Source organism: Pseudomonas sp. B21_DOA (assembly GCA_030544685.1).
Taxonomy (GTDB): Bacteria; Pseudomonadota; Gammaproteobacteria; order Pseudomonadales; family Pseudomonadaceae; genus Aquipseudomonas; species Aquipseudomonas fluorescens_AO.
Genome location: CP086683.1, coordinates 3093349 through 3120314, shown reverse-complemented (window position 1 = coordinate 3120314; position 26966 = coordinate 3093349). Strand labels below are relative to the sequence as shown.

Here is a 26966-nt window from a genome sequence, read left to right as displayed (position 1 = left end):
TCAGCCCCGGCGACTGGCGCGTTGACTGCGATAGGTGTCGAGCACCACAGCGATAACGATTACCGCACCGGTGATGATGCGCTTGGTCGGCTCCGTCGCACCAATCTGCGCGAGTCCGGCCGCGAGCACGGAAATGATCAACACGCCGAAGAACGTACTGATCACCGAACCGCGCCCGCCCATCAGACTGGTGCCGCCGATAACAACGGCTGCGATCACTTGCAGTTCCAGGCCAGAGCCTGCGTTCGGGTCAGCCGCTTCCAGACGCGAAATCTGAAACAGCGCGGCAATGCCCGCCAGCAAACCCATAAGGCTGAACACCAGAATCTTGTAGGGTTTGGGATTGATCCCGGCCAGCCGCACGGCTTCTTCGTTGGTGCCGATGCCGATCAGGTAGCGGCCGAAAACAGTGCGGGTCAAAACTGCCTGCGCGATGAAGATCACCAGCAAAGCGATGATGAACGACGGGGAAATGCCGAACGCGATCGGATTCGACAGCCAGGCGAACGCATCGCCAATGTAGGCAGTGCGCGACCCGGTCATCTGATACGCCACACCGCGGGCCATTTCCAGCACGCCGAGGGAGACGATGAACGACGGAATCCGCCAGGCCACGGTGATCGAGCCAGTGATGGTCCCGGCCAGAGCCGCCACCGCCATGCCGAGCAGCGCCGCTGGCAAAACGCTCCAGCCCCAGCCGAGAATCGCAACGCTGACCGTCGATGCGGCCAACGCCAGCACCGAGCCGACGGACAAATCAATGCCGCCGATGATCAGCACAAAGGTCATGCCTACCGCCAGCACCATCAGGTCGGGAATCTGGTTGGCCAGGGTGCTGAAAGTGTTGTACGAGAGAAAATGGCTGCTCAGGACCGAGAACAGCGCAATCATCGCCAGCAAGGCACCGGCCAGGCCCAGATAAGTACCCAGGCCGAAGAAATTGCCACTACGTTTACTGGCAGAAGATGCAGTTTTCATGGGAGATCCCTAGGCGCTGCTTCATTGAGCAACGCATCACGTTTCTGGTAGCCGGCGAAAGCGGCGGCAAGCAAATCATCCTGGGTCCAGCTGTCGCGCTCGAAGGTGTCGATCAGACGTCCCGCCGAGAGCACGCCGATCCGGTCGCAGATCAGCATCAACTCACGCAAGTCACTGGAAACCACGACCAACGCCTTGCCCTGGCGGGTCAACTCTCCGAGCAAACCGTAAATATCGAACTTGGCACCGACATCGATCCCGCGAGTCGGCTCGTCGAACAGCAGCACGGAACAGTCGCGCTCCAGCCAACGGCCGATCACGACCTTCTGCTGATTGCCGCCGGACAGTTCCGAAACCAATTGCGTAGGGCTCGAGCTGCGGATGCGCATGGCCTCGATCTGACGTTGCGCCAGGGAAATTTCGTCGCCGTTGTTGACGAAACCGCCACTGGAGATTTCCGGCATGTTGCCCAAGGCGATGTTGGCGCTGATCGACTGACTGAGCAGCAGCCCTTCGCCCTTGCGATCCTCGGTGATCAGCGCAATGCCATTGCGCACGGCATCCACTGGCGAGCGGACACTCACGACCTTGGCCGGCGAGCCGAGGGCGATGGTACCGCTGTCGGCAGCATCGGCACCGAAGATCAGCCGCAGCAATTCCGTGCGCCCTGCCCCGATCAATCCGGAAATACCGAAGATCTCCCCGGCACGCACTTCGAAGGAGACGTCGCGGACTTTGTCCGAACGCGTCAGGCCGTTGACCGTCAGCGCCGGAGCGCCGATCTTGCGCGGCCCCATGTCGATGTGTTCACCCAGTTCGCGACCGACCATCAAGGTGACCAGTTGCTCGCTGTTGTAGTTGGCCATCGGCTCGACGCAGACCAGATTGCCGTCACGCAGCACAGCAATACGCTGCGCCACCCGCGCCAGTTCTTCGAGACGATGAGAGATATAGATGATGGAAACGCCGCGAGCCTGCAATCGGGTGATCTGCTCGAAGAGCATTTCGACTTCGCGCGCCGTGAGCATCGCGGTCGGCTCATCGAGGATCAGCACGTGGCAATCGCCAATCAGGTTGCGCGCGATTTCGACCATCTGTTGATGACCGATACCCAACTCGCCAACCAGTGTGTCCGGGTCGATCGCATCGAGGCCGACCTGCGCCATGGCTTCGATCGCCGCCTTGCGCAACTGCTTGCGGCTGATCCAGCCCGCGCTGCTCGGCAGATTATCCAGAAACAGGTTTTCCGCCACCGACAGCGTCGGCAACAGATTGAGTTCTTGCATGACCATGCGCACGCCAAGCTCTTCAGCCTGGGTACGGCTGCCCGGACGATAGTCCTTGCCGTGGAATTGCATCTGGCCGGTGGTTGGCGTGACCAGACCACCAATGATCTTCGACAGGGTACTTTTGCCGGCACCGTTTTCGCCGGTCAGCGCCAGTACTTCACCGCGCATCAGCGTCAGATCGATGCCGGTGAGCACCGGTTGCGCATAGGTCTTGCCGATACCGCTGACCGAGAGGACAGCGTTCGGGGCGGAAACTGACATAGAAATCTCCATGCGCTCGCCCGGACGGACGAGCGCCGTTGTGTCGCCAGATGACTTACTGGGTGACCAGTTCGACCGGTGTTTCGATCACGCCGTTGGCACCGCTGTCGACTTTCTCGCCTTTGATGATCTTCAGTGCGGTTTCGATGCCGAACACGGCCTGCTTGGCTGCAAACTGGTCAGCAGTGGCCAGCACGCGGCCGTCCTTGAGCATTGGCTTGATCGCATTGATGTTGTCGTAACCGACGACTTTCACCTGCCCAGCCTTACCAGCGGCACGGACTGCGGAAACGGCGCCGACCGCCATGCTGTCGTTACCGGCCAGCAGTGCTTTGACATCCGGGTATTCACTGAGGATCGAAGCGGCAACCTTGTTGCCCTTGTCGATTTCCCAATCACCGGATTGCAGCGAGACCACTTTGATCTGCGCGGCTTCCATCGCGTCCTTGAAACCGGCCGTGCGCGCCTGTGCGTTGGTGGTAGTGGACACGCCTTCGATGATGCCGACCTCGTCGCCCGCCTTCAGTTGCTTGGCCAGGTATTCGCCAACCAGACGTGCACCTTTGCGGTTGTCCGGGCCTACGAAAGGCACGTTGATGTTTTTGCTTTTGACTACGGCGGGATCGAGCTGGTTGTCGATGTTGATCACCGTGATACCGGCGTCTACGGCCTTCTTGATAACCGGCACCATGGCTTTGGAGTCAGAAGGCGCGATCACCAGTGCATTCACCTTGGCCAGGATCATCTGTTCGACGATGCGAGTCTGGCCAGCGGTGTCGGTTTCGTCTTTGATACCGTTGGAGATCAGATCGAAATCGGCGGAGTGTTCTTTCTGGTAGGCTTTGGCGCCGTCTTCCATGGTCAGGAAGAATTCGTTTGCCAAGGATTTCATGACCAGCGCGACTTTGGGTTTTTCTGCGGATTCGGCGAACGCCGAGGAGACAGGTAGTGCGGCGGCTGTGGCAGCCAGCATAGCGACAGCAAGAAGACGTGCGGCGAATGGCAGCTTCATGGGTTCACTCCGATCTTATGATTATTGTGAGCAACGTTTGCGCTGACGTATGCTCCGTCAAGGCCGAAAGGACATCTGCCCCGTTAAAGCCGCGCAAACGTTTGCGTAGACCGAACTATGAGAATCCCGCCGACATTTGTCAACAATCACAAATCGTCATCTGTTGTAGGGCGAATCGCTGACTCGCCCAATCGACAGATCAAGCAGTGGTGTTGACCAGCCCACCACTGGCGCCCTTGGACATTTCCTTGACCAGCGCGCCCGCGACTTCGGTCATTGCCGCGCTGGTCTGCGCGATCTGTCCCTGGATGGACATGATCGCCTGGGACTTGGCTTCTGGAGTTGGATAGCTCGCAGCCTGCGCTGCTGCCAATTGCTGTTGCTGTTCCTGAAGCTGCTTCTGCAACTCCTGCATACGCTTGAGCAATGTCTTGACGGTGATGCTCTGATTGCCGCCGCTCTCGGCCTTGCTGTCTTCCTGCACAGGCCCGCCGCCGGTCCTGACCTGATTTGTTTCGGTTTTCTCGGTACCCAGCGCCTGCGCCGATGCCTCATTGGTCGCATCGTTCAGGGTGTTGATTGTCGCTGCAGTTTTACCGCCGATGGTGACTGCAGCGGGATTGGCAAAACCGACCGTCAGTGACATGTGAACTCCTAAGATTTGGTTTCCTTGAGGACGCATCGGCCCGGGCGCGCATTTCTTTAGCGGGTATTTGCTATTCAGCAGGCGTTTAGCGGTTGCCCATCGGTGAGCCGAACACGAATCCGTCCGTTGTTCGGAATACCGGATGGAACGGTCTGCAAGAATGTTCTGACACCAGACAAATGTTGATTTAAATCATCGAGTTAAACATTTTCCGCAGGCACATTACGCATGGTATGAATCCTGCTCCCTTCGTTGCACCTCAAGCATTCAGATCGGCTCGGGGCGCATCTAGATGAACCTGCATCAGCACCGTCTACGACTAGAGAGAAAATAATGAAATCTGCTTTCAATACCTTGGTTCCGGGCGCATTGGCCCTCCTCCTGCTCCTGCCCACCGCCCTTCAGGCAAAAGAAGTCGAAACCCAGACCAAACTGGCCAACGTCGTTGTACTGGCAACGGGCGGCACCATCGCCGGCGCCGGGGCAAGTGCTGCCAACAGTGCCACCTATCAAGCGGCCAAGGTCGGCATCGAACAACTGATCGCCGGCATTCCCGAGCTGAGCAAACTGGCCAACGTGCGTGGCGAGCAAGTCATGCAGATCGCTTCGGAAAGCATCACTAATGACAACCTGCTGCAATTGGGTCGTCGAGTTTCCGAGCTGGCAGAGAGCAAGGACGTCGATGGTATCGTCATTACCCACGGCACAGACACACTGGAAGAAACCGCGTACTTCCTGAACCTGGTTGAAAAGACCGACAAGCCAATCATCGTCGTCGGCTCGATGCGTCCGGGCACTGCCATGTCGGCAGACGGCATGCTTAATCTGTACAACGCCGTCGCCGTGGCGAGCAGCAAAGAAGCGCACGGCAAAGGCGTGCTGGTGACCATGAACGACGAGATCCAGTCCGGTCGCGACGTCAGCAAAATGATCAACATCAAGACCGAAGCGTTCAAAAGCGCCTGGGGTCCGCTGGGCATGGTCGTCGAAGGCAAATCCTACTGGTTCCGCCTGCCGGCCAAGCGTCACACCATGGATTCGGAATTCGACATCAAGAACATCAAGAGTCTGCCTGATGTAGAAATCGCCTACTCCTACGGCAACGTCAGCGATACCGCCTACAAGGCGTTGGCGCAATCCGGTGCCAAGGCGATCATCCACGCCGGCACTGGCAACGGCTCGGTGTCTTCGCGTGTGGTCCCGTCCCTGCAAGCCCTGCGCAAGGATGGCGTGCAGATCATTCGTTCGTCCCACGTCAACGCCGGTGGCTTTGTCCTGCGTAACGCCGAACAGCCTGACGATAAATACGACTGGGTTGTCGCTCACGACCTGAACCCGCAAAAAGCCCGCATCCTGGCGATGGTCGCGTTGACCAAGACCAACGACAGCAAAGAACTGCAGCGGATGTTCTGGGAATATTGATTGACCTTCGCCTGATCAGTTCTCGATCGGGCATTGCGCACCACCTGTCAGCTTGGCAGGTGGTGCCCCGCTGACACCCTACAAGCATTTTTTCCACAAAAAACTCGTCGAGTACTACACCAAAATCGGAAACACGCTGTCAGAGGATTTTCTTGAATTTTAAGCAGTTGCGAAATCGCTTACAGTTAAATACTGTATGCACGTACAGCTTAATAAGGATAACCTCGTGGCCACCTCTCCTGCTGCTCCTGACGCTTACGAACGCATGGGTATGCGCGTTCAGAAAATCATCAATTCCCCCACCGCACAAAAAGCCAAAGCCGCACTGATTTTCCGTTTGCCGGATGAGCCAATGGACGACTGGGAGCGCTTGCTCGAGGAAATCGACGAGAACGACAACGTTACCCTCGCTTATCGCGATGACGGTGGCGTGCAGATTTTTTGGGTTGTGCCGAAGGAAGATTGATTCAATGAGTGTCCGCTGTGTTGCTTTGCTGTTGTTGTTTTTCGCCATGGGCGCCCAGGCTGGCGCCCCACGAACCTTTTCGGAAGCCAAGAAAGCCGCGTGGAAACTTTACGCACCGCAGTCCACCGAGTTTTATTGCGGCTGCAAGTACACCGGTAACAAGGTCGATCTGAAGGCTTGCGGTTATGTGCCGCGCAAGAACGCCAAACGCGCATCGAGAATCGAATGGGAGCACATCGTGCCGGCCTGGCAGATCGGTCACCAGCGACAGTGTTGGCAACAAGGCGGACGCAAGAATTGCACCCGCTACGATCCGGTGTATCAAAAGGCCGAAGCTGATTTGCACAACCTGGTGCCGAGCATTGGCGAGGTCAACGGTGACCGCAGCAACTTCAGCTACGGCTGGTTGCCGGTACAATCGGGCCAGTACGGTTCCTGCCTGACGCAGGTCGATTTCAAAGCGAAGAAGGTCATGCCCCGCCCTTCGATTCGCGGCATGATCGCCCGCACGTATTTTTATATGAGCAAACAATACGGACTGCGCCTATCGAAGCAGGATCGGCAGTTGTACGAGGCGTGGGACAAGACATATCCGGTGCAGGACTGGGAGCGTCAGCGTAATCAAAGCGTGGCGTGCGTGATGGGACGAGGCAATGAATTTGTCGGCTCGGTAAATCTGAAAGCCTGCGGCTGATTGCAGCACAAATAGAAAGGCCTCGAGTGCTATGCTCGAGGCCTTTTTCATGTCCGGCGTTCAACCTGCGTTGAAGGCGCTTCGTTTATGGCGTAAGCGGATGCTCAATCACCACTGACTCAATGTTCTGTTTCTTGGCTTTTACCAACGCCGCATCGACCTGCACCTTGCGCGCTTCGGCGTCAGCCTGAGAATTGAACGGACCGATCAGAATTCGTGTTTTACCGTTGCCGTCCTTGACGACCGTCGGAACGAAAGCGTGCTCGATCAACCAGCCGCTCAGGTCACTGACTGCCTGAGGCGTTTCGCCACGCACTTCCAGATCCCACTGTGGCGCAGCGGCCGCCGGCGTTGCCGCGACCTTCGTCTCAGGCTTCGGCGCATCTACATTCTTGCCTTCACCGCAGCCTGCCAATGCCAGTGCCGCTACCAGCCAAACCAATTTGCGCACAACGCTTTCCTCGGAATTCGTAAAGCGGCGATCTTATCATTCATAAATACTTCGCGAGCCCCGCAAAATGGGCACAAAACAACGAGAATGATGATTGCAGCCTCTGTATAGTTACGCCCTGGGAATTAATGCCGCATCTGCGCGTCAGAAAGAGGCACCCAAACCGTGAGACTTCGCACTAATCTATAGATACCACCGACCTCTGCACTGTCTGAATCAGGTGCCCTACAAAGCAATCAAGGAGAAGACCATGCTGATACTCACCCGCAAAGTCGGTGAAAGCATAAACATTGGTGATGACATCACGATCACCATCCTCGGAGTCAGCGGCCAACAGGTTCGCATCGGCATCAACGCTCCGAAAAACGTGGCAGTGCATCGTGAAGAAATTTACCAACGCATCCAGGCCGGCCTGACCGCTCCGGACAAGCCGCAAACCCCTGAGCCACACCGCCTCACGTAGCCAGTCGTTTTGCCGTCGCGCAAGACTGGCTAAAGATTCACGCGCCGTTTAGCCATCCGCATTTCACCCCGCTGGGCACGGCGCCTGAAGCATGCTGACTCCCTTCACTTGCCCCTCCCTCCTTTCTTGCGCCGATATTACCTTTCACTCCTGGAGCTGGCTGTCGGACGTTTCCGATAGAGCGCGGAGAATTCCGCCTTCTAAGCGAATATCACGCCACGCGCCATGCCTGTCGCCGCGACCATTATCATGATCAGCAGCAGCGCTTCAACATGACTGATTCGCGCGTACAATTTCGCACGTCCGCTATCAAGCGCTACCCCGCGCGATGATGCGATGCGCCATTTGATCAGTGTGATCATGGGCGCAAGCTCTATCAGCAGGATCAGCACAAACAACGTCATCTTCAGATGAAACAGCGGCTGATGCAGGTAATAGTCAGAGCCTTTCTCGTAACCACCGAACGCACGCATCGCTCCGGTGATAAGCAGCGTCAAGGCTGAAAGCCCCCACAAGTTATCCGCGAGCAGAACGCGCTTGACCTCTCCCGTGCCCGCCGAGAGCTGGCTGAGCGCTGTGCCGCGCGTCAGCACCGCCCAGAAAGCCAAGGCAAACGCGAATAGATGAACAGCCGCAAGGATCCACTGGCTCAGCATCGAAGTGCCCCCTTATAAAGAGTTGAAATCAGCCTGACAGTAGTAGACGAAATAACGGCGCTTCGCGCGCAGGTGAAGGGGAACAGATGCCAAACGCCAAATCGCAGGCAAAAAATCCCAAGCAGCTGATGGAAGCTTGGGATTTAAAAATGCATAAACCGTGGTGGTGAACGCGGGACGAATGTTACTTAAATTCCCAACTTGCAACAAGGCTTTTTCGATAACTGGTTGGAGATTGAACTCTGTAACTCTTTGGATATCCGGATATTTTTTATGAACGAGGGCTAAAAAGCGCACCAAAAAAGCGCTTTGTATCGCTCCCTCTCAGTGCGCGGAAAAAACAAAGCCCAGCGCAAGGCTGGGCTTGGATACCGGCAGCGAACTACTTTCGATAGAAGCGGCGGAAAACCGTTTTGCCGCTGTAGAGTCGCTTGCAAAGCTTTCGTGAGGCAAGCCCGGCTGCCAGGAATATCGCCCCGAATACGAACCACAGCACTGCCGAGTTCGTGGTGATGAAGGTATGAACCAACTTGGCCCCCACCATCCAGCAACAACGCAAATGATCAGAAAGAAGATTGCGACGCCTTGTGGCGTGCCATAGCTCACCTCGGCTTGGCAACCCCGGCAGACTTGCGCCCCCATGGCACCTCATTCAGGCAGTGAGGGCAAATAACAGTGTGATTGTTAGTCACTGATTCATTCCTTTGACAGGTTTCAGAAAACACAGCAGTTTATAAGGTTGTTGACCTTGTGGCGTCAGAAGCCAAAGCGCCGCATCATCAAGCTTCCAGCTTCGGCCAATTGAACTTGTAGTTGAGTGGTGGAAGCTCGAAATGCTCCGCCAGGTAAAGCGCCAGCATCTGTCCTTCTTTAGCGTAAGCCGTCGCCTTGTCCGGCGTTGGATACCAGCTCACCCACAACGACTCCAAAGGGAAAACCTGCTCGAAGGATGCGTAATTGAATCGCCATCCCGCCATATGACCAGCAGCGCCCGGATTTTTCGCGCACCGCACGAATGCGGCCAAACGGCGGCGTAAATTTTCGGATTCGCCAATGGTCAAAATGCCATGCTCGTCCGCACCGATTGCGCGCTGAATCTCCCTGTCTGCGCAAATGATGTACGCACCCGGTCCCGGCGGAGCGCTTGCATAGTGTTCGGTCAGCTTGAGCCACTCAGGCTCCCAGCCTCGCCAGTGTTCAACTTTCATCTTGCCTCCATAAATGAGGCGCAATGATATCACCGATAGGCGTAATACCCACTTTGCTTCTAACTGCAGCCCAAGGTGACACAGGGACAGGACGACAGGGCGACAGGACGAGCGACTGCGTTGAAGCAAGCGCCCAACTGGCTTTCTGAAATGGGTTTTGCAAAAGTTTTGCAAATCGCAGACAACAAAAAAGGGCCCACCTTTCGGTGAGCCCTTCCAGACCGCCCAGCAGAGCGGATTTTGTTTGGTAGGCGCGATTGGACTCGAACCAACGACCCCCACCATGTCAAGGTGGTGCTCTAACCAACTGAGCTACGTGCCTGCTGTGAGGCGGCATTCTACGGAATTCCGGAGGGTGTCAACACCTTTTTTCACCTAACCCTATGAATATGCAAAATATTTAATTTCGCCTCAGCGACGAAGATTTTCCGGTGGCTGGCGGAGGTTTTTCAACTCGGGTAGGATCGACGCACTCGTAAAATATATTAAACAGAGGCGGCAGGATGGCGAACACCCAATACCCAGAGTCTTATTACGCTGCGTCGGCCAATGCCGTACCGCCCCGTCCCGTGCTGCAGGATGATGTGGAGACGGACGTCTGTGTGATCGGCGCCGGGTATACCGGGCTTTCCTCTGCCTTGTTCCTGCTGGAAAACGGCTTTCGCGTGACGGTGCTGGAAGCGGCCAAAGTCGGTTTCGGCGCGTCGGGGCGTAACGGTGGACAGATCGTCAACAGTTATAGCCGCGACATTGATGTAATCGAACGCACCGTGGGCCCCAAGCAGGCGCAACTGCTCGGTGAAATGGCCTTTGAAGGTGGCCGGATCATTCGCGAGCGCGTGGCCAGATACAACATCCAGTGCGACCTGAAAGACGGCGGTGTATTCGCCGCCCTCTCCGCCAAACAGATGGGGCATCTGGAATCGCAAAAGCGCCTTTGGGAGCGCTTCGGCCACACCCAACTTGAACTGATGGATCAAAGCCGCATCCGTGAAGTGGTGGGTTGCGATCAATACGTCGGTGGCATGCTCGATATGAGCGGCGGACACATCCATCCGCTGAACCTGGCGCTCGGCGAAGCAGCGGCAGTCGAATCTCTCGGCGGCACTATCTATGAGCAATCACCTGCCGTGCGCATCGAGCGCGGTGCCAATCCGGTTGTGCATACACCGCAGGGCAAGGTCAGGGCCAGGTTCATCATCGTCGCCGGCAACGCCTACCTCGGTAATCTGGTGCCGGAACTGGCGGCCAAATCAATGCCGTGCGGCACTCAAGTGATCACTACCGAGCCACTGGGCGATGAGCTGGCGAAGGCGCTATTGCCGCAGGATTACTGCGTGGAGGACTGCAACTATCTCCTCGACTACTACCGCCTCACCGCCGACAAGCGCTTGATCTTCGGCGGCGGCGTGGTTTATGGCGCTCGCGATCCGGCGAACATCGAAGCGATCATCCGCCCGAAGATGCTCAAGGCGTTCCCGCAACTCAAGGACGTGAAGATCGACTACGCCTGGACCGGCAACTTCCTGCTGACCCTGTCGCGCTTGCCGCAGGTCGGGCGCTTGGGCGACAACATCTATTACTCGCAGGGCTGCAGCGGTCACGGCGTCACCTACACGCACCTGGCGGGCAAGGTCCTCGCCGAAGCGTTGCGCGGTCAGGCCGAGCGCTTCGATGCCTTTGCCGACCTGCCGCACTATCCCTTCCCCGGCGGGCAATTGCTGCGCACACCGTTTGCCGCGCTGGGCGCCTGGTATTACGGACTGCGCGATAAATTCGGGATGTAAAAAGGGCCGCAAATCGCGGCCCTCTTCATTTCTGCATAAAGCTCAGAGCTGATCCCGGGCGATCCCACTACGAATCCGCAGGATATCCGCCAGCACCGCCAGCGCAATTTCCGCCGGTGTCTTGCTGCCGAGGTTGAGGCCGATCGGCGCATGAACCCGCGCCAGCTCTGCCTCACTCAAGCCACCAATGCGGCGTAAGCGCTCGAAGCGTTTCTGCGACGTCTGCTGCGATCCCATCACACCTATGTAAAACACCTCGGTGCGCACCGCTTCCATCATCGCCAGATCGTCGATACGCGGATCGTGGGTCAGCGCCACCACTGCTGTGTCGCGATGGCAGCCACCGTCGGCAATGAACACCGAAGGCAACTGCCGACGGATTTCCACGCCATTGAGCACCACACCTTCAAGCACTTCATCGCGCGGATCGCAGAGAATCACTTCAAAGCCAAGCCCCACCGCGAACTCGGCACAGGCCTGCGCCACACTGGAGTAGCCAGCGAGCAACAAGCGCTGCGCCGCGCCGATACGGATGCGCACCCGATCGATCTCACGCTCGATCCGCGCGCCCTGCTCGCGATCAGCGAACAGAGCGCGCGCACCGCTGGCCAGATCGACTTCGCGAAGCAGACGACGCTGCCCCAGCAGCGCCGACTCCAGTTCACGCAGATGCGCCTGCACCGCGCAGTCGGCGTCAAGTTTCTCCACCAACACATCGAGAATGCCGCCACAAGGCAGGCTGACCCGCGAACGCGGATCATCGCCTTCGCCATAACGCACGACGCTGACCGCTTCGAGAAACGCACCTTCGGCGACGCGCTGAAGAAAATCCTCCTCGACGCAACCGCCCGATAGCGAGCCGATCCACTGCCCGCTTTCGTTCACCGCCAGCAGCGAACCCGGCGCGCGCGGTGCCGAGCCGTAAGTGGTCAGCACCGTGCACAGCCAGATTCGCTGCCCGGCCACCGACCATTCCAGCGCCCTACGCACCACTTGCAGATCGAGATGCTGCATATCAGTGGGCCTTGTGCTCGACGCTCGGCGCGTCGGCTTGCAGCTTCTGCACTTCGCTCACCGCCAGTTCAGCGCCCTGCCCGCCCCAACCCTGACGCAGGTAGTTGAGCAGATCGGTCAATTGCTCAGGACTGAGCTTTTCAGCAAAACCCGGCATCGGCTGCATGTGCTCGAACCCGGAAAACTTCTGTTCGCCGATGCCATCCTCGATCACTCGCAACAGGTTGCGCGGATCTTCCAGACGCAACGTGGTGTTGCCGCGCATGGCCACTGCGATGTGCGGCTTGCCTTCACCGCCAGCCGCGTGACAACCGGCGCAGACGTTCAGGTATTCCTGACGGCCGCGCTGAGCACTCGGGCTGAGCTTGTCGAGCGGCACCTCGACGAGCTCTTTGGCTGGCGGCGGTTGCTCGCCGAGCAGGAATGTCGCCATTGCCGCCAGATCCGTATCGCTCAGCCCCTGAGTGCTGTTGTGAAACACCGGGAACATCTCGTTAAACATCGTCCCTTGCGCGCTCATGCCGTGCTTGAGAAACGTGCTCAAATCCTGCTGATTCCAGCCGCGCGCGGCCAGGTCGGTGGCCAGCAGGCTCGGCGCCAGATAACCATTGAGGATGCCGCCGGTCATGCGCTTGTCCATTTGCATCGCACCGGGCAGGCCGCGTGGCGTATGGCATTCGCCGCAGTGACCGAGAACGTCGACCATGTACTGGCCGCGCTTCCACGTCTCACTCTTGCCTTCCGCCGGTTCCAGCTTGACGTCTTTGCCATAGATCATGTTCCAGCCGGTCAGGCCCAGACGCACATTGAACGGAAAGCTCAGGCTGGTCACCGGTGCGGCGCGTTCGATCGGCTCGATGGTTTTCAGATACGCGTGAATCGCATCGGAATCGGCGCGCGGCATCAGGTGATACGAGGTGTACGGCATCGCTGGATACAGATTCGCACCGTCGCGACGCTTGCCTTCGGTCAGCGCAGCGAAGAACTCGTCATCGTTGTACAGACCGATGCCGTGCTCTTTGCTCGGGGTGATGTTGGTGCCGTAGATCGTGCCGAATGGCGAGACGATCGGCAGGCCGCCGGCAAATGGCGCGCCACCCGGTGCGGTGTGGCAAGCCATGCAGTCGGCGGCGCGAGCGAGGTATTCGCCGCGCTTGATCTGATCGTCGGCGTGGGCCGCCAAAGCGGCGCAGCCAGTCCGACCGCGAAAGTCAGGCGGGTCAGTAAACGCTTCATGCTCAACCCTCCTTAACCAGGCCGAGATCGGTCAGCACGTTGCGCGTGGCGTTGTAATAACGCACGTAGCCAGTGCAGCGGCAGACGTGATGGCCGAGGCTGTCCTCGATCACCTGTTCCAGCTGACTTTTGACGATCGGCTGGCGCTGCAGCTTCTCGACCAACACCGTCGCGGCGTTGACGAAGCCTGGCGCGCAGTAGCTGCACTGGAAAGCGAACTCGTCGACAAAGCGCTGCTGGATCGGATTGAGCTCGGTGACCTGGCCCTGCTCGTCGCGAGTGGCATGGCCTTCAATCGTGCGGACTTTCTTGCCCTCGAAGTAATGCGCACCGGTAATACAGGTGCGCACTTCTTCGCTGGTGCCGTCGGGGTTGTCGACGATCACCACACAGGCGTGGCAGATCCCCTGACCGCAGCCCAGACGCGAGCCGGTGAGATTTTTGTATTCGTGCAGGTAGTCGATCATCGGCAGGTCATCAGGGATGTCCACCGGGCCGACGGATTGACCATTGAGGGTCAGTTGAAGCGGACGGTTAGCCATTGAGGGCCTCCTTGATGCGCGCAGCGGTAATAGGCAAGTCACGAACACGTTTACCGATGGCGTGCGCCACGGCGTTACCGATGGCACCGACAATCGGGATCATCACCACTTCGGCGATGCCCTTGGACGGATCGCTCGGCGACAGCGGCGGCAGGATCTCCGCAGTCTGCTTCCACACCGCAACGTGACGCGCCATCGGCAGACGGTAACGGTTGAAGTTCCAGTCACCCTCCCCGGCCCGCCTTCGTACAACGGCATCTCTTCCATCAGCGCATGGCCAATACCCATGGCGATACCGCCTTCGAGCTGGCCCTTGACTAACTCTTCAACCAGCACACGACCGCACTCGATCCACGAATGGTGGTTGAGCACCTGAACTTCCGCCGAGCCTTTGTTGACCTTCAACTCGACCAGCGTCGCGACCGGGCTGTAATAGGTCACGGCAGCGTTGTTCAACTGCACTACCGGGTAGTTGACGTTCTGCCGATCGAGCAGATGGAAGCCGGCGCTGTTCATCTGCGCTTTCTTCGCTTGCGGCGCGCCATCGCCGTATTTCACCGCCAGACCGTCGAGCGGCAGGCGCTCGCGCACGCCGGCGATGCTGTACTCAGCCTCGGCCCAGCTCCAGCGGTTGAAACCATGCACCGTAGCGCCCGTCACCAGACCGCGCTCGTGGGCGCGCTTGGCCAGTTCTTCGAAACTCAGCGGCTGCATGCCGTTGGCGGTCAGCTTGCCGTCGACCCAATGCGCATCTTCGCGGCGCACCACGTAAGGGTTGGCCTGGCCGCCGTACGGCCCCTGACGCCAGATCTCCAGTGCCGCCGGCCACAAGCCGTGGTTGAACAGCACGCGCGCCGCTTCACGGGTCGCATGGCTGAAGTAATAGGCCGAGTTAGTCGCCGAAGACGCCGACGCCAGCTTGCCGACCCAGCGCGGGTTGCGCAGCAGATTGTCCTGCTCGGCCTGACTCATGATGTACGGGTTGCCGCTGGTGATCAGCTGCATTTCCTGCCATTCGGTTTCGCCGGTTTTCACCTCGTGCGCCGGGCTGCCGAGGAAATCCGCGACGACCAGGGCTTGCGAGGTGGACATGCCGGTACCGATTTCGATGCCGATGTGGCGCAGAGTGATGCGCCCGTCTGCGGTGAATTCGATGCTGGCCATCGGCGCTTCGGAGCCAGTGCCGAAGTCTTTCTGGCAGATGGCGAAACCGACGCCGTACCAGTTATCCGGATCTGCCGCTTCACGCTGTTGCTTGATCGCGTCGCGGTTTTTCCAGACCTCGTGCACTGAGGCCTTGTCGAGAATTTCGTGCAGGCGCAGTGCACCGGCCGGGATTGCACCCTGGGTGTTTTTCATCCCCGAACGCAGGGCGTTGCGACGGCGCAAATCGATCGCGTCGACACCCAGACGATTGGCGATCTCGTCGACCATCATTTCGGTCGCCGCCATGCTTTGCAGGGTGCCGTAACCGCGCATCGAACCCGCTTCGACTGCGCGCGAGTGATAGGCGGTGACCTGCAGGTCGTTCTGCGGCATGTAGTAGATCGACTGCGCAGCCGTGGCGCCAACCGCCGCTACGGATGGGCTGTAGTTGACCCGGCCGCCGCCGTCGACGCTCATTTCCGCGCGGAAGATCTTGAAGGTGTAGTCGTTCTTGTCCACGGCCAACTGGTAGCGAATGTCGAACGGGTGACGCTTGATGCCGCTCTGGAACTGCTCGTAGCGGTCGTTGGCCAGACGCACCGGCACGCCGGCGCCGTACAGCGCGGCCAAGGCTGCGTAGTAGACAAAAATGTTGTGGTCTTTGGAGCCGTACCCGACGGTATAGCCCGGGTGCATGTTCAGATTGGCCAGGCCAAAACGCGACGGCCCGATCATCTTCGCGGTCTCGGTCGCAACCTCCAGCGGGCACTGCGTCGCAACGACGAAATGCAGGGTTTTGGTTTTCGGGTCGTACCAGCCGTTGCCGTTGTCCGGCTCGAGGGCGGCCGGTTCGATCGACGGCGTCTTGTAGCGCTCATCGAACACCAGCCAGTTATCCGGCGGCGTGTCGATTTCCTGCTTCATGCGATCGGCGTAGAACAGGCCGCGCTCGGTGAGGTTGCCATGCAGGTTCGGCGATGCATTCCACACCGGCCGGCGGTTCTTCAGCATCGGGAACAGAATCGAATCCTTGAGGCTGGCGAACTCGTCTTCGTCCGCCGAAGTGGCGCCGCCGACGCGCACGTAGCGGAAGCTGCCGTAGGGATCGCCTTCGTAGAACGGCACTTTGGCGCCGTAACGAATCGCTTTGTCATTGAATTTGAGTTGATTCTTGGCCTGACGGAAACGCTCAAAGTCGTTCCAGATCAGGATCGCTACCGGGTGACCGATGAACATCGGCACTTTGCCTTCCGGCAGCAACGGATCAGGCGCGTGCTCTTCGGGGAAGACAATACCGTCTTTGTCCAGATCGGCAGCGGTAACGATGCGGTCCGGCTGCAGATCAGCGCCGAGCCACGACAGATCGTAGCCGGCGTAGATGCGGTCAGCCTTGATGGTTTTCAGCAGCATCGCGTGGCCCTGTTGCTCAGGCCAGCCGGGCATGTCCTTGGCGCGGATGTCGCGGGCGAAGACCTTGCTGCCACAGACCTTGGAAAGCGCATCGTTGCGTTGACGCGCCTTGCCGTTATTGCCGAGCCATTTCTCGGACGGCACGGTGACGCTGTTTTCCATCAAGGCAGCCAGCGCCTGACTGCTGAGCGGCGTAAGCGTAACGCTCACACCCGCCACCAGCCCGCCCTGGAGGAACGAGCGCCGGGATATTTCACGGTTGGACATGGATCATCCTCTGGGCGGTTATAGGTCCGCCCTTGTGGTTATCTACTGGGGATCTCGAGTCGTGCAGAAGCTCTTTCTGGCGAAGCAAAGAGCTGTGTTGACAGTGCAAAGCTGACCGAAAGGTTAACTTTAAAGGTTTCTGCGCCCGCAGCAAACAACCAGTTACAAAAACCTGACTAAATAATCAAAAAAATCAATGCGACGTGGCACCGCATCCGATCCGCCGAGACGACAGAGCGTGCCTATGGTGGATTGAGCCTCCTCGCGAAAGCGATTTTCAGGCAATACAGATTTTGAATGTGCAGACGCTTTCGCGAGCAGGCTCGCTCCCACAGGAATTTGCATTGGCTTCAGGAGCGAGGAATAGGAATAACCAAATTTCAGACACAAAAAACCCCGGTCTTTCGACCAGGGTCTTTGCTATCGATCCGATTCAGCCGATGACTGGTTTCGGCGCTTCAAGGCGTTCAGTGGTCCTTGAAACAGATATGGCGCAGCGGACGGGACTCGAACCCGCGACCCCCGGCGTGACAGGCCGGTATTCTAACCGACTGAACTACCGCTGCGTATCGCTTTGAGCTTGCGCTCAAGTAACTCGTTTTGATTGCCGGCTTCGGTGCCTGGCAATCGCGAATCAGATAAATCTGATTCGTAAAATATGGCGCAGCGGACGGGACTCGAACCCGCGACCCCCGGCGTGACAGGCCGGTATTCTAACCGACTGAACTACCGCTGCGCGTCGGTGCAGGCACTTTCAGCCTACTCTCTTGCTTGCGCAAGCTTCTCGGGAGTGGTGGGTGATGACGGGATCGAACCGCCGACATTCTGCTTGTAAGGCAGACGCTCTCCCAGCTGAGCTAATCACCCGTTTGCATCTCCGAGGCCGCGAAATTTACGCAGGTGGCGAAGCTAAGTCAATAGCAGGATTAGAGTTTTTTCAAAAACAGATTTTAGCTGCAAGCTGCAAGCTTCAAGAAAAAGCAATATCAGCGAAAGCAGGCACACTACCATCATGCTTCTGCTTGCCGCTTGCCGCTTGCCGCTTGAAGCTTGAAGCTGCTACTGCTCGTAAATCATTTTCTTGGTCATGCCGCCGTCGACGACGAACTCTTGGCCGGTGACAAACCCGGCATTCCTCGACAGCAACCACGCCACCATCGCCGCCACGTCCTCGACCGTCCCTACCCTGCCGGCCGGATGCTGGGCATGATCGGCATCGGCCAAAGGTTCGGCGCGACGCACCGAGGGATCACGCGCGTCGATCCAGCCCGGACTGACCGCGTTCACGCGGATTTCCGGTCCAAGGCTGATTGCCAGCGCATGGGTCAGCGCCAACAGCCCGCCCTTGCTCGCCGCATACGCCTCAGAGTCCGCCTCCGACTGTCGCGCACGCGTCGAGGCCAGGTTGACGATCGAACCGTTGTGCGCACGCAGATACGGCGCACAGTGCTTGGCCAGCAACATCGGCCCGCTGAGATTTACCGCCAGCACCCGGTTCCAATAGGCCAGATCGAGGCTTTCCAGGGTGATGTTGTGCGGATCGGCCACCGCTGCATTGCAGACCAGCGCATCAAGGCGACCAAACTGCCCCAGCACCTCGGCCACGCCCAGCGCGACCTGATTTTCGTCTGCGACGTCCATGGCGATGAACCAGGCGTTCTCGCCCAGCACCTTCGCCACTTTCGAACCTCGCGTCCGATCGAGATCGGTCAGCACCACCTGCCAGCCTTCGCTTATCAGCCAAGCGGCAATTCCGAGGCCGATCCCGCGTGCAGCGCCGGTGACCAGCGCCACGCGACCATTGGTATTGGCCGCCGGTGTGGACAACTCGATCACAACGCGGCCAGACCGCGCGCCAGGTCGGCTTGCAGGTCAGCGACGTCCTCCAGACCCACCGCAACGCGGATCAGGCTGTCACGAATGCCCGCCGCTTCACGCTCTTGCGGCGCCAGACGCCCATGAGAGGTGGTGCTCGGGTGCGTGATCGTGGTCTTGCTGTCACCGAGGTTGGCAGTGATCGAAATCAACCGTGTGGCATCGATAAAGCGCCAGGCGCCTTCTTTGCCGCCCTTGACCTCGAAGCTGACCACCGCACCGAAGCCCTTCTGCTGGCGCTGGGCCAACTCGTGCTGCGGATGGCTCTTGAGGCCGGCGTAATGGACTTTCTCGATGCCGTCCTGCTGCTCCAGCCATTCGGCCAGCGCCTGGGCGTTGGCGCAGTGAGCTTTCATGCGCAGGTTAAGGGTCTCAAGGCCTTTGAGGAAGATCCACGCGTTGAACGGGCTGAGGGTCGGCCCGGCGGTCCGCAGGAAACCCACCACTTCTTTCATCTGTTCACCGCGACCGGCGACAACGCCGCCCATGCAGCGGCCCTGACCGTCGATGAACTTGGTCGCCGAGTGCACGACAATATCCGCGCCGAGCTTCAGCGGCTGCTGCAACGCCGGGGTGCAGAAGCAGTTGTCGACCACCAGCTGCGCGCCCTTGGCATGCGCGATTTCTGCCAGTGCGGCGATATCCACCAGTTCGGCCAACGGATTGGACGGCGATTCGACAAAGAGCAGTTTGGTATTGGATTTGATTGCCGCATCCCACCCCGACAGATCGGCCAGCGGTACGTAATCGACTTCGACGCCAAAGCGCTTGAAGTACTTCTCGAACAGGCTGATGGTCGAGCCGAACACGCTGCGCGACACCAGCACGTGATCGCCCGCGCTGCACAGGCTCATCACCACCGCCATGATCGCAGCCATGCCGGTTGCCGTGGCGACGGCCTGCTCCGCGCCTTCCAGCGCGGCGATGCGCTCTTCGAATGCGCGTACGGTCGGGTTGGTGTAACGCGAATAAACGTTGCCCGGCACTTCGCCGGCAAACCGCGCCGCCGCATCGGCAGCGGTGCGGAACACGTAGCTGGAGGTGAAGAACATCGGATCACCGTGCTCGCCTTCCGGCGTGCGGTGCTGACCGGCACGCACGGCCAGAGTATCGAACGCTACGCCTTCGAGGTCGCTGTCCAGCCGACCGGCATCCCATTCCTGACTCATGCTGTCACTCCTTGCTGTGTTCTTGAAAAATGTCAGATACAAAACCGGCCCCTCAGGGCCGGTGGAAACTCAGTTGTTGTACAGATCGATGATCGCACTGACTGCCTGGGTCTTGACCTTCGAGGCATCGTTGCGCGCCTGCTCGATCTTGTCCAGATAAGCCTCGTCGACGTCACCGGTCACGTACTTGCCATCGAATACGGCGCAATCAAAGTTTTCGATTTTGATCTTGCCGCCGCCGACCGCTTCGATCAAGTCAGGCAGGTCCTGATAGATCAGCCAGTCAGCACCAATCAGATCAGCCACGTCCTGGGTCGAACGGTTGTGTGCGATCAGTTCGTGGGCGCTCGGCATGTCGATACCGTAGACGTTCGGGAAGCGCACCGCAGGTGCCGCCGAGCAGAAGTAGACGTTTTTCGCACCGGCTTCGCGGGCCATCTGGATGATCTGCTTGCAGGTGGTGCCGCGCACGATCGAGTCATCGACCAGCATCACGTTCTTGCCGCGGAACTCAAGCTCGATGGCGTTGAGCTTCTGGCGTACCGACTTCTTGCGCGCGGCCTGGCCCGGCATGATGAAGGTGCGGCCGATGTAACGGTTCTTGACGAAGCCTTCGCGGAATTTCACACCCAGGTGATTGGCCAGCTCCAGCGCCGCAGTACGGCTGGTATCCGGAATCGGGATGACCACATCGATGTCGTGCTCAGGGCGCTCGCGCAGGATCTTCTCGGCAAGCTTCTCACCCATGCGCAGGCGCGCCTTGTAAACCGAAACGCCGTCGATGATCGAATCCGGACGCGCCAGGTAGACGTGCTCGAAAATGCACGGAGTCAACGACGGGCTGGTTGCGCACTGACGGGTGTGCAGCTTGCCATCTTCAGTGATGTACACCGCTTCGCCCGGCGCGAGGTCGCGGATCAGGGTGAAACCGAGCACGTCCAGCGAAACGCTTTCCGAGGCAATCATGTACTCGACGCCTTCGTCGGTATGACGCTGGCCGAACACGATCGGACGGATGCCGTGCGGATCGCGGAAACCGACGATGCCGTAACCGGTGATCATCGCAACGACGGCGTAGCCACCCACGCAACGGTTGTGCACATCGGTCACGGCGGCGAACACGTCTTCTTCGGTCGGCTGCAGCTTGCCGCGCTGGGCCAGCTCGTGGGCGAACACGTTGAGCAGCACTTCCGAGTCGGAACTGGTGTTGACGTGACGCAGATCGGATTCGTAGATCTCTTTGGCCAACTGTTCAACGTTGGTCAGGTTACCGTTGTGCGCCAAGGTGATGCCGTAAGGCGAGTTGACGTAGAACGGCTGGGCTTCGGCCGACGTCGAGCTGCCGGCAGTCGGGTAACGGACGTGTCCGATACCCATGTGGCCGACCAGACGCTGCATGTGACGCTGCTGGAACACGTCACGCACCAGGCCATTATCCTTGCGCAGGAACAACCGGCCATCATGGCTGGTCACGATACCGGCAGCGTCCTGGCCGCGGTGCTGGAGCACGGTTAGCGCGTCATACAGCGCCTGATTGACGTTCGACTTACCGACGATACCGACGATGCCACACATGCGACGCAACCCCTACTTAATGGATCTGAACTGAACAGCACTCACTGAGGCGTTTTCGCCGTCGGCAAGAGCTGCTCCTTGAACGGAATCTCAGCGGGTACGCTGATTCCGCTGGCAAGCCACTGACTGCTCCACCCGAGTATCAGGTTTTTGGACCAGTCGGCGACCAATAGAAACTTGGGCACGAGCTGTGATTCTTTCCACCACCCGTCCTGCTGTACCGGCCCCAGGCTCAACAGCCCGACCGCCACGACCACCAGCAACACGCCACGCGCTGCGCCGAAGGCCATGCCGAGGAATCGGTCGGTCCCGGACAACCCGGTGACGCGAACCAGCTCGCCGATAAGATAATTGATCATTGCGCCCACGATCAGTGTGGCGACAAACATGATGGCACAGCCCGCGATCACGCGAGCCGATGGGGTTTCGATGTATCCGGCGAGGTACTCGGACAGTGAGCCACCAAACATCCAGGCAACGGCTCCTGCGATGATCCAGGTCAGCAGCGATAACGCTTCCTTTACGAAGCCGCGGCTCAGACTGATCAATGCGGAGATGGCGATGATTGCAACGATCGCCCAGTCAACCCAGGTAAATGGCACAGTGCAGCCTACAGACGGATAAGGCGGCGCATTTTAGCAGAGCGCATGGCTGTCGGTAAGCTGCGATTGTCAGTGCTTTTCAATGGAGGTGATAGATTTCAGCCACGTTCAGGCTGAAAACGGACAACGAAGCCCTTGAGGTTCTGTTGACGGCTCAGCAGATCACGCAGACGATCGGCCTCGGCACGCTCGATCAGCGGACCGACGAACACCCGATTCTTGCCATCGGCCGAACGAATGTAGGCGTTATAACCCTGGCTGCGCAGGTTCTTCTGCAGGCTTTCGGCGCTGGCGCGGCTCGACAGACTGGCCAGTTGCACCGACCAGCTCACCGACAGACCGTTGGCATCGACGCGGCTCTGCGTGGTGTCAGGCTTGCTGGTTGCGGAGGTGATTGGCTGAGCCGGCGCCGGAATCGGCTTGGCCACCGGTGGCGGCGTTGCCGGGCGGGCAATCTGCGCCGGGATGGTCGGTGCTGGCGCAGCCGGAGCAGCCGAAGCAGCCGGGGCCGCAGGCACCGCTTCTTCAGCGACCTCTTCGTCCGTTGGCACCGGCTCTTGTGGCAAAGCCTGGGGCTCAGGCACGGCGACCGGTTCCATTTGCACCTGCGGCATGGCTGAAGGCTGAGGCGCAGCCGGGGCCTCGACGGCCACCTGACGCTGCTCGTCCTGACGGGAAAACAGCATCGGCAGGAAGATCACCGCCAGCGCCACCAGCACCAGCGCGCCAACCATGCGCTGCTTGTACGCTTTATCCAGCAAAGCCATTTGCCGCTTCCTCCGTGGAGCGCCGGGCCAGCCATTCAAGGGCCTCGGCGACACAATAAAATGATCCGAACAACAGAATCTCGTCGTCGCTGGTTGCCTCAGCGCACTGCCCTTCCAGAGCGGCCGCAACGCTGGCATAGGACGTAACCGAAGCACCAAGGTTCTGCAGCGCTGCCTCAAGCTCAGCTACGGGACGCGCACGCGGCGAATCCAGCGGCGCGACAGCCCAATGCGCGACACTAGCATTCAATTCGCCAACAACACCATCGAGATCCTTGTCCGCCAGCAACCCGAACACCGCCAGACGCTTGCCAACCGGCGGCCGCGCAGCCAGACGTCGCGCGAGATATTCAGCGGCATGCGGATTGTGACCAACATCCAGCAACAGGTTCAGGCGCTTGCCGTTCCATTCGAACGAACGACGATCAAGGCGCCCGACCACGCGCGTCGCCTGCAACGCCGCGACAATCTGTTCGGCATTCCACGGCAAACCTGTCAGCAGATAGGCTTGCAGCGCCAGCGCGGCGTTTTCCATCGGCAGATCAAGCAGTGGCAAATCACGCAATTCGACCGCTTGGCCCTGCGCGTCGGTACCGCGCCATTGCCAGTGTTGGTCAGTGATGCCGAGATCGAAATCGCGTCCACGCAGGAAGAACGGGCAAGCCAGTTCACGCGCCTTGTCGAGCAGCGGTTGCGGAGGATTCAGGTCGCCACACAGAGCAGGCTTGCCCTGGCGGAAGATTCCGGCCTTCTCGTAGGCTACGGATTCGCGGGTATTGCCCAAATAATCGGCGTGATCGACACCAATACTGGTGACCAGCGCGATGTCGGCATCCACCACATTGACGGTATCCAGACGCCCGCCCAGACCCACTTCAAGCACCACAGCATCAAGCGCGGACTGTTGGAACAGCCAGAACGCCGCCAGGGTGCCCATTTCGAAGTAAGTCAGGAAGTGTCGCCGCGGCCCGCCTCGACCGCAGCAAAGGCTTCGCACAGCTGGGCGTCAGTGGCTTCGACGCCATTGAGTTGCACCCGCTCGTTATAACGCAACAGGTGCGGAGAATTGTAGACGCCAACGCTCAGGCCCTGCGCACGCAGCAAAGAAGCCACGAACGCGCAGGTCGAACCCTTGCCGTTGGTGCCGGTGACCGTGATCACCCGAGGCGCCGGCTGGCCCAGCCCCATGCGGGACGCTACCTGTTGCGAACGCTCCAGGCCCATGTCGATGGCCGACGGATGCAACTGCTCGAGGTAGGCGAGCCATTCACCAAGGGTGCGCTGGGTCATACGTTGGCAGGCACCGGCGGCACCACGATTGGCTCGATCGGCGCGGCGACGAACTTCGGCGTCGGCTTGCCAGTCATCTGCGCCAGCAGGTTACCCAGACGTGGGCGCAGTTCCTGACGGTGAATGATCATGTCGATTGCACCGTGCTCCAGCAGGAATTCGCTGCGCTGGAAGCCTTCCGGCAGTTTTTCGCGCACGGTCTGCTCGATTACCCGCGGACCGGCGAAGCCGATCAGGGCTTTCGGTTCGCCAACGATGACGTCACCGAGCATCGCCAGACTGGCGGAAACGCCGCCGTAAACCGGGTCGGTCAGTACGGAGATGAACGGAATGCCTTCTTCACGCAGGCGCGCCAGCACGGCCGAGGTCTTGGCCATCTGCATCAGCGAGATCAGCGCTTCCTGCATGCGTGCACCACCGGAGGCGGCGAAGCAGATCATCGGGCAGCGGTTTTCCAGTGCGTAGTTGGCAGCGCGAACGAAGCGCTCACCGACGATGGCGCCCATGGAACCGCCCATGAAGTTGAATTCGAATGCCGAAACCACTACCGGCATGCCCAGCAGGGTACCGCTGACCGAGATCAGCGCATCTTTCTCGCCGGTCTGCTTCTGCGCAGCGACCAGGCGGTCCTTGTACTTCTTGCCGTCGCGGAATTTCAGACGGTCAACCGGCTCCAGGTCAGCACCCAGTTCATTGCGGCCTTCCGGGTCGAGGAAGATGTCGATGCGCGCACGTGCGCCGATGCGCATGTGGTGGTTGCACTTGGGGCAAACGTCCAGGGTCTTTTCCAGCTCCGGACGGTACAACACCGCCTCGCAGGATGGGCATTTGTGCCACAGACCTTCAGGCACCGAGCTCTTCTTGACCTCCGAGCGCATGATCGAAGGGATCAGTTTGTCTACTAACCAGTTGCTCATGCTTTCTTTCTCCAGTACCGGCGGCCCGAACGCTCTGGTTCGCAGCCCCGCGTATGCCCTTGAGCTAAATTCATGTGTGTGGCGATGGTTGATGAACAGTCGCGGTCAGCGCGGAACATGACCTGCGTACGATTCAGCAACCCTCAGCCGCGCCTGCTTTGTGCAAGTGCATTGATGGACGGCGGCAGACTGCCAGCCGTCACATCGACGATGTATTGCCGCGCACCGCGTTGATGAATGCGCGAATCTTGTGGTGATCCTTGATGCCTTTGCTTGCTTCTACCCCGCCGCTGACATCCACCGCGTAGGGCTTGACCCGCGCTACCGCATCAGCAACGTTCTCCGGCGTCAGGCCACCGGCCAGAATCAGCGGCTTGCTCAGGTGTTGCGGAATCAGTGACCAGTCAAACGCCTCGCCGGTTCCGCCAGGCACCCCTTCGACATACGTGTCGAGCAGTACGCCACTGGCGCCGGGGAAGGCATCGCAGGCAGCGGCGATGTCATCGCCGGCCTTGACCCGCAGCGCTTTGATGTACGGACGATGCCAGCCTTCGCACTCCTCCGCGCTTTCGTCGCCATGGAATTGCAGCAGATCAAGCGGCACCGCATCGAGGATTTCTCCCAGCTCACAACGACTGGCGTTGACGAACAGCCCCACGGTGGTGACGAACGGCGGCAACGCCTTGATGATCGCCCTTGCCTGCTGCACATTCACTGCACGTGGGCTCTTGGCGTAAAACACCAGACCGATCGCATCGGCGCCGGCTTCGACGGCCGCCAGCGCATCTTCGATGCGGGTAATGCCGCAGATCTTGCTGCGAACAGCTGACATGTCAGGAAAACCTCAAGGCAAAATCCGAAAACGTCCCGGATGGTAACAAAAGCGTCCGAGGGCGTCAGCCGTCAAGTTCGGAGAAACCCGTAAGGAAATGTGGCCCGATAAAGCGCTCGGGTAACGGGAATTCGTCGTGGTACTCGACCTGCACCAGATACAGCCCGTACGGATGCGCCGTCACCCCGCCGGAGCGACGCTCGCGACTCTCCAGCACTTCTTTCATCCACTCCACCGGGCGCTCACCGGCACCGATGGTCATCAGCACACCGGCAATATTGCGCACCATGTGATGCAGGAACGCGTTGGCACGAACGTCGAGCACGATCATCTTGCCGTGTCGGGTCACGCGCAGGTGATGCATCTTTTGATCGGCGACTTGGCCTGGCACTGACCAGCCCGGAACGCGCTGAAGTCGTGGGTACCGATCAGGTACTGCGCGGCCTCGGCCATACGCTCGGCGTCGAGCGGGCGGTGATTCCAGGTGATTTCTTCGTTGAGGTGCGCCGGGCGAATCTGATCGTTGTAGATCACATAGCGATAACGCCGGGCGATGGCCTTGAAGCGCGCATGAAAATGCGCCGGCATGACCCTGGCCCAACTGACGCTGATGTCGTGGGGCAGATTGATGTTGGCGCCCATGACCCAGGCTTTCAGCGAGCGATCAACCTGGGTGTCAAAGTGCACCACTTGGCCGCAGGCATGCACGCCGGCGTCGGTACGCCCGGCGCATTGCAGGAAACCGGCGAATTGGCGACTTTCGACAGGGCTTTTTCAAGCTCTTCCTGCACAGTCGCCACTCCGGTCAGCTGCCGTTGCCAGCCGCTGTAACGCGAGCCTTTGTACTCAACGCCCAGCGCGACGCGGTAAAAGCCGTCGGGCGCCATTTCGGCGACCGGGTTATCTATGTTTGCCAAGGTGGGACAGCCTGCTGATTTGCAAAGGCGGGCATTATAAGGCGGTGGGCTGGGGATGCCAGAGTTCTCTATCG

Annotated in this window: 22 protein-coding genes, 4 tRNA genes and 4 pseudogenes; 5 read left to right on the top strand and 25 right to left on the bottom strand. The window is 59.4% G+C overall.

The window, feature by feature from the left end:
• The 4 genes from LJU32_14200 to LJU32_14185 all read right to left on the bottom strand — a co-directional run bounded on the left by LJU32_14200 (nucleotide 1) and on the right by LJU32_14185 (nucleotide 4186).
• Nucleotides 1–978: an ABC transporter permease gene (locus tag LJU32_14200; protein WKV87009.1), complete on the bottom strand. Its 978-nt coding sequence runs from the start codon at nucleotides 976–978 to the stop codon at nucleotides 1–3.
• On the bottom strand, nucleotides 975–2528 hold the full coding sequence (locus LJU32_14195; protein WKV87008.1) for a sugar ABC transporter ATP-binding protein: 1554 nt from the start codon (nucleotides 2526–2528) through the stop codon (nucleotides 975–977). Before LJU32_14195 ends, LJU32_14200 begins: the two co-directional genes overlap by 4 nt.
• 55 nt (nucleotides 2529–2583) lie before the next feature.
• Nucleotides 2584–3540, bottom strand: a complete 957-nt coding sequence (locus LJU32_14190) for a sugar ABC transporter substrate-binding protein (protein ID WKV87007.1) — start codon at nucleotides 3538–3540, stop codon at nucleotides 2584–2586.
• A gap of 199 nt (nucleotides 3541–3739) precedes the next feature.
• Complete coding sequence (locus LJU32_14185) at nucleotides 3740–4186, bottom strand: hypothetical protein (GenBank protein ID WKV87006.1); 447 nt, start codon at nucleotides 4184–4186, stop codon at nucleotides 3740–3742.
• 333 nt (nucleotides 4187–4519) lie between these two features.
• On the opposite strand from LJU32_14185, the gene LJU32_14180 reads away from it, so the two are divergent.
• From LJU32_14180 to LJU32_14170, 3 genes are all read left to right on the top strand, one after another.
• The gene (locus tag LJU32_14180) at nucleotides 4520–5608 is read left to right on the top strand and encodes an asparaginase (protein ID WKV87005.1); all 1089 of its coding nucleotides are present in this window, start codon (nucleotides 4520–4522) and stop codon (nucleotides 5606–5608) included.
• A 196-nt stretch (nucleotides 5609–5804) separates the two neighbouring features.
• The gene (locus tag LJU32_14175; GenBank protein WKV87004.1) at nucleotides 5805–6074 is read left to right on the top strand and encodes a DUF1654 domain-containing protein; all 270 of its coding nucleotides are present in this window, start codon (nucleotides 5805–5807) and stop codon (nucleotides 6072–6074) included.
• Nucleotides 6075–6078: 4 nt separating this feature from the next.
• On the top strand, nucleotides 6079–6768 hold the full coding sequence (locus LJU32_14170; GenBank protein ID WKV87003.1) for an endonuclease I family protein: 690 nt from the start codon (nucleotides 6079–6081) through the stop codon (nucleotides 6766–6768).
• An 85-nt stretch (nucleotides 6769–6853) separates the two neighbouring features.
• Here LJU32_14170 and LJU32_14165 read toward each other — a convergent pair whose 3' ends face one another.
• Nucleotides 6854–7219: an SPOR domain-containing protein gene (locus LJU32_14165; GenBank protein WKV87002.1), complete on the bottom strand. Its 366-nt coding sequence runs from the start codon at nucleotides 7217–7219 to the stop codon at nucleotides 6854–6856.
• Nucleotides 7220–7469: 250 nt separating this feature from the next.
• On the opposite strand from LJU32_14165, the gene csrA reads away from it, so the two are divergent.
• Nucleotides 7470–7682, top strand: coding sequence for a carbon storage regulator CsrA (gene csrA, locus LJU32_14160; protein WKV87001.1), 213 nt, complete (start codon nucleotides 7470–7472; stop codon nucleotides 7680–7682).
• A gap of 200 nt (nucleotides 7683–7882) precedes the next feature.
• On the opposite strand, the gene LJU32_14155 is transcribed toward csrA, so the two are convergent.
• From LJU32_14155 to LJU32_14140, 4 genes are all read right to left on the bottom strand, one after another.
• Entirely contained in the window at nucleotides 7883–8338 is a 456-nt protein-coding gene (locus LJU32_14155) for a DUF2214 family protein (GenBank protein ID WKV87000.1), read from the bottom strand.
• A gap of 12 nt (nucleotides 8339–8350) precedes the next feature.
• The gene (locus tag LJU32_14150; GenBank protein WKV86999.1) at nucleotides 8351–8635 is read right to left on the bottom strand and encodes a hypothetical protein; all 285 of its coding nucleotides are present in this window, start codon (nucleotides 8633–8635) and stop codon (nucleotides 8351–8353) included.
• A 482-nt stretch (nucleotides 8636–9117) separates the two neighbouring features.
• The gene (locus LJU32_14145; protein ID WKV86998.1) at nucleotides 9118–9546 is read right to left on the bottom strand and encodes a hypothetical protein; all 429 of its coding nucleotides are present in this window, start codon (nucleotides 9544–9546) and stop codon (nucleotides 9118–9120) included.
• A 245-nt stretch (nucleotides 9547–9791) separates the two neighbouring features.
• A tRNA-Val gene (locus tag LJU32_14140) sits at nucleotides 9792–9868 on the bottom strand.
• 181 nt (nucleotides 9869–10049) lie between these two features.
• Between LJU32_14140 and LJU32_14135 the strand changes: the two genes are divergently transcribed.
• Nucleotides 10050–11333 carry an FAD-binding oxidoreductase gene (locus LJU32_14135; GenBank protein ID WKV86997.1) on the top strand — a complete coding sequence of 428 codons (1284 nt, stop codon included), beginning with the start codon at nucleotides 10050–10052 and terminating at the stop codon, nucleotides 11331–11333.
• A gap of 42 nt (nucleotides 11334–11375) precedes the next feature.
• Here LJU32_14135 and LJU32_14130 read toward each other — a convergent pair whose 3' ends face one another.
• The 16 genes and pseudogenes from LJU32_14130 to truA form a co-directional block, all read right to left on the bottom strand.
• A complete protein-coding gene (locus LJU32_14130; protein WKV86996.1) occupies nucleotides 11376–12347 on the bottom strand; it encodes an XdhC family protein in 972 nt (323 codons plus the stop codon).
• Between the two features lies 1 nt (nucleotide 12348).
• Nucleotides 12349–13583: pseudogene (locus LJU32_14125) on the bottom strand (cytochrome c).
• Nucleotides 13584–13585: 2 nt separating this feature from the next.
• Nucleotides 13586–14125 carry a (2Fe-2S)-binding protein gene (locus LJU32_14120; protein WKV86995.1) on the bottom strand — a complete coding sequence of 180 codons (540 nt, stop codon included), beginning with the start codon at nucleotides 14123–14125 and terminating at the stop codon, nucleotides 13586–13588.
• Nucleotides 14118–16948 (bottom strand): annotated as a pseudogene (locus tag LJU32_14115) (xanthine dehydrogenase family protein molybdopterin-binding subunit). Before LJU32_14115 ends, LJU32_14120 begins: the two are co-directional and overlap by 8 nt.
• 489 nt (nucleotides 16949–17437) lie before the next feature.
• Nucleotides 17438–17514: transfer RNA gene (locus LJU32_14110), tRNA-Asp, on the bottom strand.
• Between the two features lie 93 nt (nucleotides 17515–17607).
• Nucleotides 17608–17684 (bottom strand) — tRNA-Asp (locus tag LJU32_14105).
• A 55-nt stretch (nucleotides 17685–17739) separates the two neighbouring features.
• Nucleotides 17740–17815, bottom strand: a tRNA-Val gene (locus LJU32_14100).
• Between the two features lie 192 nt (nucleotides 17816–18007).
• Complete coding sequence (locus tag LJU32_14095; GenBank protein WKV86994.1) at nucleotides 18008–18784, bottom strand: SDR family oxidoreductase; 777 nt, start codon at nucleotides 18782–18784, stop codon at nucleotides 18008–18010.
• Nucleotides 18781–19992: an O-succinylhomoserine sulfhydrylase gene (locus tag LJU32_14090; GenBank protein WKV86993.1), complete on the bottom strand. Its 1212-nt coding sequence runs from the start codon at nucleotides 19990–19992 to the stop codon at nucleotides 18781–18783. The genes LJU32_14095 and LJU32_14090 overlap by 4 nt, the downstream gene beginning before the upstream one ends.
• 69 nt (nucleotides 19993–20061) lie before the next feature.
• The gene (gene purF / locus LJU32_14085) at nucleotides 20062–21567 is read right to left on the bottom strand and encodes an amidophosphoribosyltransferase (GenBank protein WKV86992.1); all 1506 of its coding nucleotides are present in this window, start codon (nucleotides 21565–21567) and stop codon (nucleotides 20062–20064) included.
• Nucleotides 21568–21608: 41 nt separating this feature from the next.
• Nucleotides 21609–22169, bottom strand: coding sequence for a CvpA family protein (locus LJU32_14080; GenBank protein ID WKV86991.1), 561 nt, complete (start codon nucleotides 22167–22169; stop codon nucleotides 21609–21611).
• 98 nt (nucleotides 22170–22267) lie between these two features.
• Nucleotides 22268–22936 carry an SPOR domain-containing protein gene (locus LJU32_14075; GenBank protein ID WKV86990.1) on the bottom strand — a complete coding sequence of 223 codons (669 nt, stop codon included), beginning with the start codon at nucleotides 22934–22936 and terminating at the stop codon, nucleotides 22268–22270.
• Nucleotides 22920–24226 (bottom strand): annotated as a pseudogene (gene folC, locus LJU32_14070) (bifunctional tetrahydrofolate synthase/dihydrofolate synthase). The gene LJU32_14075 and the pseudogene folC overlap by 17 nt, the downstream one beginning before the upstream one ends.
• The gene (gene accD / locus LJU32_14065) at nucleotides 24223–25143 is read right to left on the bottom strand and encodes an acetyl-CoA carboxylase, carboxyltransferase subunit beta (protein ID WKV86989.1); all 921 of its coding nucleotides are present in this window, start codon (nucleotides 25141–25143) and stop codon (nucleotides 24223–24225) included. The pseudogene folC and the gene accD overlap by 4 nt, the downstream one beginning before the upstream one ends.
• 199 nt (nucleotides 25144–25342) lie before the next feature.
• Entirely contained in the window at nucleotides 25343–25975 is a 633-nt protein-coding gene (locus LJU32_14060; protein ID WKV86988.1) for a phosphoribosylanthranilate isomerase, read from the bottom strand.
• 64 nt (nucleotides 25976–26039) lie between these two features.
• Nucleotides 26040–26862 (bottom strand): annotated as a pseudogene (gene truA, locus LJU32_14055) (tRNA pseudouridine(38-40) synthase TruA).
• Nucleotides 26863–26966 lie beyond the last annotated feature (104 nt).